Annotated in this window: 11 protein-coding genes; 4 read left to right on the forward strand and 7 right to left on the reverse strand. The window is 59.1% G+C overall.

Features of this window, described 5'->3' with window-relative positions; genetic code table 11:
• The first annotated feature begins 76 nt into the window (after window positions 1-76).
• The 3 genes from EXN68_RS08275 (at window position 77) to EXN68_RS08285 (ending at window position 1,712) form a co-directional block, all read left to right on the forward strand.
• Window positions 77-550, forward strand: coding sequence for a MaoC family dehydratase (locus EXN68_RS08275; protein ID WP_142840375.1), 474 nt, complete (start codon window positions 77-79; stop codon window positions 548-550).
• The gene (locus EXN68_RS08280; protein ID WP_142840376.1) at window positions 547-1,014 is read left to right on the forward strand and encodes a MaoC family dehydratase; all 468 of its coding nucleotides are present in this window, start codon (window positions 547-549) and stop codon (window positions 1,012-1,014) included. Before EXN68_RS08275 ends, EXN68_RS08280 begins: the two co-directional genes overlap by 4 nt.
• Window positions 1,015-1,076: 62 nt before the next feature.
• On the forward strand, window positions 1,077-1,712 hold the full coding sequence (locus EXN68_RS08285; protein ID WP_142840377.1) for a class I SAM-dependent methyltransferase: 636 nt from the start codon (window positions 1,077-1,079) through the stop codon (window positions 1,710-1,712).
• Between the two features lie 14 nt (window positions 1,713-1,726).
• On the opposite strand, the gene EXN68_RS08290 is transcribed toward EXN68_RS08285, so the two are convergent.
• The 4 genes from EXN68_RS08290 to petA all read right to left on the reverse strand — a co-directional run bounded on the left by EXN68_RS08290 (window position 1,727) and on the right by petA (window position 5,284).
• The gene (locus EXN68_RS08290; RefSeq protein WP_045019026.1) at window positions 1,727-2,269 is read right to left on the reverse strand and encodes an adenine phosphoribosyltransferase; all 543 of its coding nucleotides are present in this window, start codon (window positions 2,267-2,269) and stop codon (window positions 1,727-1,729) included.
• Between the two features lie 231 nt (window positions 2,270-2,500).
• The gene (locus EXN68_RS08295; RefSeq protein WP_142840378.1) at window positions 2,501-3,385 is read right to left on the reverse strand and encodes a cytochrome c1; all 885 of its coding nucleotides are present in this window, start codon (window positions 3,383-3,385) and stop codon (window positions 2,501-2,503) included.
• Between the two features lie 22 nt (window positions 3,386-3,407).
• A complete protein-coding gene (locus tag EXN68_RS08300) occupies window positions 3,408-4,691 on the reverse strand; it encodes a cytochrome b (RefSeq protein WP_137084964.1) in 1,284 nt (427 codons plus the stop codon).
• A 14-nt stretch (window positions 4,692-4,705) separates the two neighbouring features.
• Entirely contained in the window at window positions 4,706-5,284 is a 579-nt protein-coding gene (petA, locus tag EXN68_RS08305) for a ubiquinol-cytochrome c reductase iron-sulfur subunit (RefSeq protein WP_142840379.1), read from the reverse strand.
• Window positions 5,285-5,592: 308 nt separating this feature from the next.
• On the opposite strand from petA, the gene EXN68_RS08310 reads away from it, so the two are divergent.
• A complete protein-coding gene (locus EXN68_RS08310; RefSeq protein ID WP_142840380.1) occupies window positions 5,593-6,525 on the forward strand; it encodes an endonuclease/exonuclease/phosphatase family protein in 933 nt (310 codons plus the stop codon).
• 9 nt (window positions 6,526-6,534) lie between these two features.
• Here the strand turns inward: EXN68_RS08310 and EXN68_RS08315 are convergent, their stop codons facing one another.
• The 3 genes from EXN68_RS08315 to EXN68_RS08325 all read right to left on the reverse strand — a co-directional run bounded on the left by EXN68_RS08315 (window position 6,535) and on the right by EXN68_RS08325 (window position 11,853).
• Complete coding sequence (locus tag EXN68_RS08315) at window positions 6,535-8,403, reverse strand: ABC transporter ATP-binding protein (RefSeq protein ID WP_142840684.1); 1,869 nt, start codon at window positions 8,401-8,403, stop codon at window positions 6,535-6,537.
• A 344-nt stretch (window positions 8,404-8,747) separates the two neighbouring features.
• Entirely contained in the window at window positions 8,748-10,598 is a 1,851-nt protein-coding gene (locus tag EXN68_RS08320; protein ID WP_142840381.1) for an ABC transporter ATP-binding protein, read from the reverse strand.
• A 379-nt stretch (window positions 10,599-10,977) separates the two neighbouring features.
• Window positions 10,978-11,853 carry a phosphodiesterase gene (locus EXN68_RS08325; protein WP_142840382.1) on the reverse strand — a complete coding sequence of 292 codons (876 nt, stop codon included), beginning with the start codon at window positions 11,851-11,853 and terminating at the stop codon, window positions 10,978-10,980.
• Window positions 11,854-11,897: the final 44 nt, after the last annotated feature.

Genomic DNA, 11,897 nt, shown 5'->3' on the forward strand with positions numbered 1-11,897 from the left:
CCTTCGATTTGACCTTTACGTAAAGGGAAAAATCATCTTAGATGCGCCGACTTTGACTGTGCGAAGGGAGGACGCCATGACGCCGGTCGCGATTTACACCTATGAGGATTTTTCCGTTGGACGGGAATTTCCCCTCGGACCGCAATCGATTTCCGCGGAGCAGATCATTGCTTTCGCCAGCGAATTCGACCCGCAACCCATGCATCTTTCCGAAGAAGCCGGCCGCCAGAGCATTCTCGGCGGGCTGGCGGCATCAGGCTGGCACACCTGCAGCCTGCTGATGCGGATGATGGCAGACAGCTATATTGCCGGTTCAACCTCGCAAGGCAGCCCCGGCATCGATTACGTCGACTGGAAAAAGCCGGTTCTGGCCGGAGATACGCTTTCGGGAAAATCCATCGTTCTGGAACAGCGCCCTTCCGCCTCGCGCGCTGGCATCGGCCTCGTGAAATTCCGCCATGAGCTTTACAATCAGCGTGGCATTCTGGTCGCGCAGGGCGAAAACACCGTAATGTTCCTGATGCGGGCAGACGGAGGCCTTGCAGCATGAGACTGGCAGAATTATCCCCCATCGGCGAGCGCGTCACCCTCGACACGCTGCATTTTTCCGCCGAAGACATCATTCGTTTCGCCCGCGATTTTGATCCGCAGCCGTTCCACCTCGATGCCGAGGCCGCCAGAAACAGCGTTTTCGGCGGTCTCTGCGCTTCCGGCTGGCACACGGGCGCGGGCTGGATGAAGTGTTTCCTGTCCCATTGGGCAAAAGAGGTCAAAAGGCTGAAACAGCAGGGCATTGAGCCACCGCGGCTCGGCCCCTCACCGGGGTTTCGAGAGCTCAAATGGAAGAAGCCGGTGTTTGCCGGTGATGATGTGACCTATTTCGTCACCCTGCTCGATACCCGCCCGCTGGAATCCCGCGCCGGCGTCTGGCTCAACACCACCTTCAACGAAGGCGTGAACCAGTCGGGAGAAACGGTGCTGACCTTCCGCAGCGGGGTTCTGGAGTTCGAATAGGCACTGGCCCATATCACGCCGCCGCGATACCCTTCAGCAGGAATCGCGGCGGGCCGGTAAATATGGATGATATTCTCAAGGGTTATGCCGAGGCAGCAACGCCCGACCTGATTTCCAGGTTCGAAAATCTCGACTGCGGAGCAGTTTACGCACCCGTCATCGACCTGCTGCCGACGGCACCCTCCCGGATCGCAGATATTGGCAGCGGCACCGGCCGCGACGCCGCATGGTTTGCCGCGCAGGGCCATGAGGTTCTCGCCGTCGAGCCGGTCGGAGAGCTCCGTGAACCCGGCATGCAATTACATTCATCGGAGAAAATAACGTGGCTGGATGACACCTTGCCCGCGCTGACAAGGGCTCGCTGCTATGGCACCTTCGATCTGGTTGCCCTGTGCGGCGTCTGGCACCACATCCATCATGATGCAAGGCGCGCTGCGATGGAAAGCCTCTCGGCGATGACGGCGACAGGCGGATTTCTGATCATGTCACTGCGTCATGGTCCGGCACCCGAGGGCCGCCGCGCCTTTGCCATTTCCCCGGCGGAAACCATAAACGAGGCCGCCCGTCTTGGCTTCACGTTAATCCGGGAAGCGGAGGTGGGTTCCATTCAGGCCGGGAACCGCGCTCTGGGCGTTCACTGGACATGGATTGCCTTGCGAAAAACCGGCAGAACGAGCGGGCTGCTGCAGCAGCCCTGACCGTTATTTCTGCCTCAATGGCCGGAAAACTCCACCAGCGTCCGTACCTCGACGCCAAGGTCTTCCAGCTTCTTGCGACCACCGAGATCGGGCAGATCAATGACGAAACAGGCGGAAACGATATCCGCGCCCATCTGCCGCAAAAGCTTGACCGCGCCTTCGGCAGTGCCGCCGGTCGCAATCAGATCGTCGACCAGAATGACCTTCTCGCCGGGCTGCACGGCATCCACATGCATCTCCATTTCGTCCACGCCATATTCCAGGCTGTAGGCTACCCGCACCGTGGTGTGTGGCAGCTTGCCCTTCTTGCGGATCGGCACGAAGCCGGCCGAGAGCTGATGCGCCACCGCCCCGCCCAGAATGAAGCCGCGGGCTTCCATGCCGGCGATCTTGTCGATCTTCGTTCCCGCATAGGGCTGTACAAGCTCGTCCACCGCCCGGCGGAAAGCCCGCGGATTGCCGAGCAATGTGGTGATGTCCCGAAAGATGATGCCCGGCTTCGGATAGTCGGGAATGGAGCGGATGGCAGCGGAAAGCTCCGAAGCGATAACGGTCATGGTATTTCCATTTAGTATGGGAATGATCAGAAGGTTCAGGCCACCCTATCAACTTGATGGCGGCGGACCAACAAAAAAGGACCGCGACCGTCAGCCCTCCTCCGTTGGTACTGAACCTCAACTTTCGGGTCGCGTGAGCTGCGATCAGACAACGCTCCCTTGTTCGACAGGCCACAAAAAAGCCCCCACGGAAACCGTGGGGGCCGTTGATTGCAGCCGCTTGAAACCGGCTCAATGCTCCTTGTTGGCGTAGATCGATTTCTTGGTCAGATAGATCAGTGCCGTGAAGATGAACAGGAACACCATGACCATGAAACCGGTGCGCTTGCGCTGTTCCAGATGCGGCTCCGCAGCCCACATCAGGAAGGCAGAGACGTCCTTGGAATATTGATCCACCGTCTGCGGTGCACCGTCATCATAGGTCACCTGATCGGCGCTGATCGGCGGCGCCATCTTCAGCGCCACGGCGCTGACGAAATACGGGTTGAAATGCGTGCCTTCCGACACTTCAACACCGGCCGGCGCATCCTGATATCCGGTCAGCAGCGCATGGATATAATCCGGGCCGCCTTCCTGGTAACCGCCGATGATCGGGATCATGTCGATGATGAATTGCGGGAACCCGCGTTCAACACCACGCGCCTTGGCAAGCAGCGACATATCAGGCGGTGCGGCCCCGCCATTGGCGGCGGCTGCCGCCTCGTGGTTCGGGAACGGCGAAGGGAAGTGATCGGAAGGTACGGCCTTGCGGCTATACATTTCGCCATCGGCGTTCGGGCCGTCCTGCACTTCATATTCGGCAGCGAAAGCCTTCACCTGATCTTCCGAATAACCGAGATCTCCCAGCGTGCGGAAGGAAACAAGGCTCATCGAATGGCAGGCGGAGCAGACTTCCTTATAGACCTTGAGACCACGCTGCAGCTGGCCTTTGTCGTATTTGCCGAAAGGTCCGGCAAAGGACCAGCTCTGCTCCTCGGGCTTGATGACCGGGAAGTGACCGCCGGCAACCGCATGTTCGGTCTTGGTGGCAAGGTCATGGCTCTCCTCGGCCGCGAATGCGGCGGAGGAACAGCCAATGGCGGCGATGAGCGCGATGCTCGTGAGAAGCGTCTTCATTGTCGTCATCCTTCCTTCGCGCTCAGATCTGGGCGGCCGCTGGCGCGGCACCCTTCTTGGCGGCGTTCTTTTCAAGAACGGCCTCGGTAATGGAATTCGGAATACGCCGCGGCGTTTCGACCAGACCGAGGATCGGCATGATGACGAGGAAGAACCCGAAATAGTACAGCGTGCCGATCTGCGACATGACGACATAGAGGCCTTCCGCAGGACGTGAACCCAGCCAGCCGAGCAGGATGGCGTTGACCACGAAAATCCAGAAGAACAATTTGTACCACGGACGATAGACTGCGGAGCGAACCTTCGACGTATCGAGCCAGGGCAGGAAGAACAGCACGATGATCGCGCCGAACATCACGAGAACGCCACCGAGCTTGGAATCGATCGGCCCGATATTGAAGGTGATGGCGCGCAGCATCGCGTAGAACGGCAGGTAATACCATTCCGGCACGATATGCGCCGGCGTCTTCAGCGGATCCGCCATGATGTAGTTATCAGGGTGGCCGAGGAAGTTCGGCATGTAGAAGATGAACCAGGCATAGGCGATGAGGAACACCGAAACGCCGAGCGCATCCTTCAACGTCGCATAGGGCGTGAAGGGGACCGTATCGGTCTTGCTCTTCACTTCCACGCCGGTCGGGTTGGTCTGGCCGGTCACATGCAGCGCCCAGATATGCAGGATGACGACACCCGCGATCATGAAGGGCAGCAGGTAATGCAGCGCAAAGAAGCGGTTGAGTGTCGGATTGTCGACCGCAAAGCCGCCGAGCAGGAACTGCTGGATCCATTCACCAATCAGCGGGAAAGCCGTGAAGAAGCCGGTGATGACGGTCGCACCCCAGAAGGACATCTGACCCCAGGGAAGGACGTAGCCCATGAAGCCCGTCGCCATCATCAGCAGATAGATCACGCAGCCGAGGATCCAGAGGATTTCGCGCGGCGCCTTGTAGGACCCGTAATAAAGACCACGGGCAATGTGCAGATAGACCGCGATGAAGAAGAACGACGCGCCGTTGGCGTGCATATAACGCAGCAGCCAGCCGTGGTTGACGTCACGCATGATCTTTTCGACGGAATTGAAGGCAACCGTCGTTTCAGCGGCATAATGCATGGCAAGCACGACGCCGGTGAGGATCTGCACGATCAGCATGACGGAAAGCATCGCACCGAAGGTGTAGGCGTAGTTCAGGTTACGCGGGACAGGATAGGCAACGAAGCTGTCATAGATCAAGCGCGGCAAGGGAAGCCGCGAATCGATCCACCTTTCGATGCCGGTGGACGGCTGATAACTGGAATGGCCACTCATGAATATCTGTCCCCTTATCCGATCTTGATCACGGTATCGGATGTGAATGCAAATGTCGGGATGGCGAGGTTCTGCGGCGCCGGACCCTTACGAATGCGGCCCGCCGTATCGTAGTGCGAGCCATGGCAGGGACAGAACCACCCGCCGAAATCGCCGGCCTGGCCGAGCGGAACGCAACCGAGATGGGTGCAGGAACCGATCATGACTATCCAGTTCTCCTTGCCCTCACCGGCCGAACGGTCAATATCCGTCGCCTGGGCGTCGACGGCGATATTGGCATTGCGTGCCACCGGATCCTTGAGATCGCCGAGAGCGACCGCCTTGGCTTCATCGATTTCCTTTTCCGTGCGGTTGCGGATGAAAATCGGCTTGCCGCGCCACTTCACGGTAAGCGACATGCCCGGCTCGACCGCCGCGACATTCACTTCGATGGAAGCGAGCGCCAGCGTCGATGCATCGGGACGCATCTGGTCGATGAAAGGCCATGCGACTGCAGCAGCGCCAACGGCGCCCGTCATTCCGGTTACTAGATAAAGAAAATCGCGACGGGTCGGTTCACCCGAGGCGTCGTGATTGGTTACGTGCTCGCTCACCGCTACACCATCCTCTGCGCTGTTTTTGCCGTAAATCGCATGAGTCCTCCCGCTATGATTTGATCCAGGACAAACTCCGTCCCATCGTCCTGGACACAACTGCGGCATAAAGAAACCGCGTCATTGTGTTTGATCGCAAAATATTGACTGACTTGGCAAGAGCAAAGCACACAAAGCTGCCGTAATTCTGCCTGAGGGGGCCGATTTGTTTCGCATTTTTCCCGAGCCTTGGCAGGCGGGCAACATTGTGCCCGCCTGTGCCCCATGGTACGAGACGCGCAGGGAGAGCTTGGAAAGCAGGGATTCGGATGACGGCGAAGCTCGCTTGCATGGTCTCCACCGTGGTGGCTGCCGTTCTTTTCATCGCCAGCCTGCGTTATGTTACGGATTTCTGGCTTCTCGCCTTCGTCACAAGTTTCCAGCTCCACATCGCCATTGTCTGTATCCTGTTGTCGTGCCTCGTCTTTTGGGTGACGCGCGATGCGGTTTCCGCCCTGCTCGTGGTCTGGTCGCTGGCGCTTGCCATCCACGCCATCGCCATGCTGATGGAATTCTCCACATCCGCCAATCCGCCACCGGATGCGAGGCCCTTCCGGCTTTTGTCCTTCAACGTGCTGATGGACAATGCCGTCAACGCGGATGCGATTGCCGACACCATTCTCGAATCAGGCGCGGATGCGGTCTATCTGTTCGAAGCGGCGGCGCTGCAATCGGCTCTGCCACGGCTTCAGCAAACCTATCCCCACAGGCTTGGCTGTTATTCGGGAACACCGACCTGCGACCTTTTGATCCTGTCGAAGCGACCGTTGCTGGAAGGCCGTTTCCACAGCCTTAGCGATCTGCGCCGCGACCGTTTCGCAATCGCCAGCGTCGATGTCGACGGCACGGAACTGACGCTTGCCGCCGGGCACATCACCAAACCCTATTTCGACGATTATCACCGCGATGAGCTGGATGAGGTCAGCGAAATTCTCTTTCGCGTCACCGGCCCGCTCATTCTGGCGGGAGACTTCAATTCGGCGAGCATCGCCCCCGACATGCGCGCTTTCCTTTCCGCCAACGAGCTGAAGAAAGCGACCTGGGAACCCGCCACCTGGCCGACGGAAGCCGGCCGCTTCGGCATCGCCATAGACCACATCTTCGCCCGCGCGCCGGCAACACTGATGAAGACGACCCGCCTGCCCGACAGTCTGGGTTCCAATCATTACGGACTGATGGCGGATTTCATGATCGGAAAATAGCGCGCGTCTTTATTGGGCCGCTTCCTCGGCAGCGAGAAAACCACCCGATTGCCGTGCCCAAAGCTCCGAATAAAGTCCGCCCTGGGAGACCAGATCGGAATGGCTGCCCTGCTCGACGATGCGACCCTGATCCATTACGATCAGCCGGTCCAGCGCCGCGATCGTCGATAGTCGGTGAGCGATGGCGAGCACCGTTTTGCCCTGCATCAACTCATCCAGATTGCTCTGGATCGCCGCCTCCACCTCCGAATCGAGCGCCGAGGTCGCCTCGTCGAGCACGAGGATCGGCGCATCCTTCAGCATCACACGGGCGATGGCGATGCGCTGCCGCTGGCCGCCGGAGAGTTTCACGCCCCGTTCGCCAACATGGGCGTCGAAACCGGTCCGGCCGCGCTGGTCTTCCAGCCTCTCGATAAAATCATCCGCCTTGGCCCGGCGCGTCGCTTCCCGCAACTGCGCTTCGGTGGCATCCATGCGGCCGAACATGATGTTGTCGCGGATGGAGCGGTGCAACAGCGAGGTATCCTGCGTGACCATGCCGATATGGGCGCGCAGCGATTCCTGGGTCACTTTGGCAATATCCTGCCCGTCGATGAGGATACGGCCTTTCTCAACGTCATAAAACCGCAGGAGCAGATTGACGAGTGTGGATTTGCCCGCGCCGGAGCGTCCGACGATGCCGACTTTCTCGCCCGCCTGGATCTCCAGATTGAGATTGTCGATGACGCCATTCGCCCGCCCGTAATGGAAACTGACATTGTCGAAGCGAACGCTCGGTTTCTTGACCTCCAGCACCGCCGCATCCGGCGCGTCAACCAGGCCGATCGGTTGCGAGATCAACTCGGCGGCATTCTGCACCGTGCCGAAATTGCGCATGATGCCGTTAAACTGCGTCATCAAGCGGCCGAGCAGGAAGTTGAGGCGCAGCACCAGCGCCAGCGTGAAGGCCACCGCGCCAGAACTGATCCTGCCGGACAGCCACAGATCAATGCACAGCGCCGCCATGGAGGTGATCATCACGCCCGACAGCAACGCCATGGAAGCACGCACGCCGGTGATGAACCGGGTGAAGGTCATGGTGGCATTCTGGAAGATGTCGAAACCCTGCCGCATGTAGCGGTCATTCGCATCGTCACGCCCGAACAGCCGCAGCGTCTGGATATTGCTATAGGCATCCACCATGCGGCCGGAAAGCATGGAAGCGGCTTCCGCCGTCTCTTTCGAATGATAGCGGATGCGCGGCACGAAATAGCGCGCCAGCGCCGAAAAGATCAGCACCCAGACAAGCACGACGACCGCCAGCCGCCAGTCCAGCCCACCGATCAGAAACAGCATCGAGACGGAATAAATACCGACGAACCAGACGCTTTCCATCAGCGAGGTGACGAGATCGCCCGCCGCCTGACCGCCCGACCAGACCTTGGTGACGATGCGGCCGGAAAAATCATTCTGGAAAAAGGAAAGCGATTGCCGCGCCACATGCATGTAGGACTGCCAGCGCACCAGATTGTAAAAGCCGGGCGTGATGATCTGCTGGTCCACCAGTGCCGTGATCATCGTGACGATGAAACGCACGACGCCGATCAACACCAGCATGCCCACCAGTTCGCCGCCATGGGCGGAAAGCAACCCAGCCCAGCCCTCTTCCGGCTTCACGGTCGAGAGAATATCCACCAGCCGCCCGACGAACCAGAACAGCGCCGCCTCGATGGCCGCCGTCAGCCCGCCGAGCACCAGCATCGCAAAAAACGGCGCCTTGGCCTGCGAAATGTAAAACCAGATGAAAGCGAATGTGTTTTCAGGCGGCCGCAGGTCGTCCTTGCGGGCGAAGGGCCTAATCCAGTTCTCGAAGAACTCGAAGATGCGCGTAATGACCATCATCCGGATATAGGCGGATTCCCGTCGCCGGAACAGCCGCAGAGGGTTGGGGAAGAGATTATATTTCGGTAACATTCCGAGAATGAAAAAGGGCGGAGAATGTTCCCCCGCCCTCAAATCTACCCAGCGACATTTTGCGCATCGGCAGCATCCCCACACCGTCACCCCGGACGAGATCCGGGGTCCAGCGCGATCAAGTCCTTGATCGCAAAAGACTCACTCCTCACGGCGCAGACGCGCCGTGGCTGGATGCCGGCTCAAGGCCGGCATGACGGAGGAGAGCTTGGCGCACATATCATAAGCGATAAGGGCGGGAAAACATGCTTCCCGCCCTTTCTCTTTCATCATTCCGCCGCAACTTCCGCCTCGTGGTCGGCGATGAAACCGCCGGACTGGCGCCGCCACAGATCGGCATAGATGCCGCCCATCGCCACCAGCTCCGCATGGCTGCCCGCCTCGACGATCTGGCCCTTGTCGAGGATGATGAGCCGGTCCATTTCCGTCAGCGTCGAAAGGCGGTGGGCGATCGCAATCACCGTCTTGCCTTCCATCAGCGAGAACAGGTTCTCCTGGATAGCTGCCTCAACTTCACTGTCGAGCGCCGAGGTCGCCTCATCCAGCACCAGGATCGGTGCGTTCTTGAGGAAGACGCGGGCGATCGCGATACGCTGGCGCTGGCCGCCTGACAGTTTCACGCCGCGTTCGCCCACCTGGGCATCGAGACCCTGGCGACCATGCATGTCGACCAGCGTTTCGATGAAATCCCAGGCGTTTGCCCGCTTTGCCGCCGCGATTACCTGCTCGTCGGTGGCCTCGGGATGGCCATAGGCGATGTTGTCGCGGATCGACCGGTGCAGCAGCGACGTATCCTGCGTCACCACGCCGATCAGTTCGCGCAGGCTGTCCTGCGACACCTTGGAAATGTCCTGCCCGTCGATGGTGATCCTGCCCGCTTCCAGATCATAGAAGCGCAGCAGCAGGTTCATCAGCGTCGTCTTGCCGGCGCCCGAGCGGCCGACGAGACCAACCTTCTCGCCCGGCTTGATGTCGAGCGTCAGCCCGTCGATCACGCCCTTGTTCTTGCCATAGTGGAAGCGGACATTGTCATAACGGATGGCGCCCTGTGGTGCCGCAAGCTGCGGCGCCTTGGCGACATCGACGATATCGTGCGGTTTCGTCATCATCGACATGCCGTCATAGACCGTGCCGATATTTTCGAACAGCGACGTGACTTCCCACATGATCCACTGCGACATGCCGTTGACGCGCATGGCAAGGCTGATGGCGATGGCGACCGAACCGGCCGTCACCGAACCCTGCATCCAGAAATAAAGACCAAGCGCCGCCGTGGAAAACAGTACCACGGCATTGTTGAGGTCGATCAGGATGTTGAAGCCGGAAATCTTGCGCATCTGGCGGTGAACGGTTCCAAGGAACACATTCATACCCTCACGCGCATATCTCTCCTCGCGGCCCGCATGGGAAAACAGTTTGATCGTCGAGATATTGGTGTAGCTGTCGACGATCCGTCCCGTCATCATCGAGCGCGCATCCGCCTGCTCCTGCGCCAGCCGACCGAGTTTCGGCACGAAATATGCAAGAATGCACATATAGATGCCGAGCCATGCCAGAAGCGGGATGACCAGCCGCCAGTCGGCCGCCGCTACCATGAACAGCATCGAGACAACGAAGCTGATGGCGTAAACGAAGACGTCGATCACCTTCAGCGCCACTTCGCGGATCGCCAGCGCCGTCTGCATCACCTTGGTCGAAACCCGGCCCGCAAATTCATTGGCGAAAAAGTTCATGGAGTGACGCAGCAGGAAACGATGCATTTTCCAGCGTGCGATCATGCCGAAATTGCCGGCAAGCGTCTGGTGCATCGTCATGGTGTGGACGGCGCCCATCAGCGGCAGCACCACGAGCACCAGTCCGGCCATGACGATCAGATGCCAGCCCTCATCGGCAAAAAACGTCGCGCGATCGGCCGTGGAAAGCCAGTCGACGATATTGCCGAGGAATTTGTAGAGCATGGCTTCGGCAATGGCGATGCCCATGGACATCAGGCCAAGCAGCAGCAGCCACGGCCAGGCCGGTTTCACATAATGCCACAGGAACGGCAACAGCTTCTTCGGCGGCACATCCGGCGTCGAAGAGGGAAAAGGATCGAGGCGTTTTTCAAACCAGCCAAACATAGGCCAAGCTCCGGCAATCAATCGCCCCATCGAAAGGTGAGCAAACGCAAATATGGCTCACGACGGAACGGAAAAGTCTTTGGATATGGCCGTAACAGCCACATGACGAATCGAGAAATGGGAAACGCGGTCAAACCGCGGAGTAACACCTAAGCCAGCAGCGGCACTACTGGGGCCGGGAGGCGAAAGCGAACGTAAATATCCATGAGAACCTCCCTAGCTGGTGTTGAAGATGTGGCCTTGTAGCGCAAAAATTAATCAATGACCAGTCGGAAAGATACTGGATGCGCCAGAAAACTCCCGATTGCGTTGAACAGAGCAAAATGGGCGGATTTACCCGCAAAGGTTTCCGCCCATCACTCAACCCGATTGTGTCGTCTTATTCAGCTGCGTCCTGCGCCTGCCCGCTCTCATATTCCGTAACGAGCTCAACCATGCCGGCCTGCGTATGACGCTTGAGTTCCCGGCGATCGCTGGGCTGCGGCGCGAAGGTGACGGTCAGACCGGTATCCCGCACCGTGCCGATGGCGAAAGATGCACCTGACAGCATGCGCACACCCTCATGCAGCCACAACGGGTCGGTCGCGAAATGCTGGCCGATGCCGACGACAACGGGAATACCCTGCCAGTGCGACATGCGATCATAATGGATATGGCCCGCCAGAATGCCCATGACGTCGTGTTCAAACAACACTTCGTCCAGCGCCTCGGTATCGTCGAAGGACAGGGATTCCCACTCCGCGTCGGGACGGTCGAAATCGAGCGCCGGCGCATGGTGCATCACCAGAAGCTTCGGCAGATCGGGATGGTTTTCGAGTTCCTCCTCGAGCCATTCGATCTGGCCGGGCTCGAAAGCGCCACCGACCTTGCCGGGAACGCTGGTATCCATGACGATGACGTGGATATCCGAAATCACCTGCGAATGGTCGTAGGGTGCGTCCAGATCTTCGTGGCGGCCAAGCATGACGGGATAAAAACCGTCGCGACGATCATGATTGCCAAGCGCGAAAAGCACCGGCACATCCAGTTCCGCCTCAGCCATCAGACGCTTGAGTTCTTCATAGCTGCCGGCATCGCCCCGGTTGGTCAGATCGCCGCTGACAACGATGAATTCCGGCGGCGGCACCAGCGCCTTGATCTGCGTAAGGGTGGCGGACAGCGTGGCCGATGTCTCGGAATAAAGATCATCATCCTGCACCTGCGGATTGCCGATATGCAGATCAGTCAGATGGACAAAATTCACCCGTTCGGACATGGCGTCCTCCTGTTGTTGCGTGCAGAAAATCCGGCTCGAAAAGA

Source organism: Martinezella rhizogenes, from assembly GCF_007002745.1.
Classification (GTDB): domain Bacteria; phylum Pseudomonadota; class Alphaproteobacteria; order Rhizobiales; family Rhizobiaceae; genus Agrobacterium; species Agrobacterium cucumeris.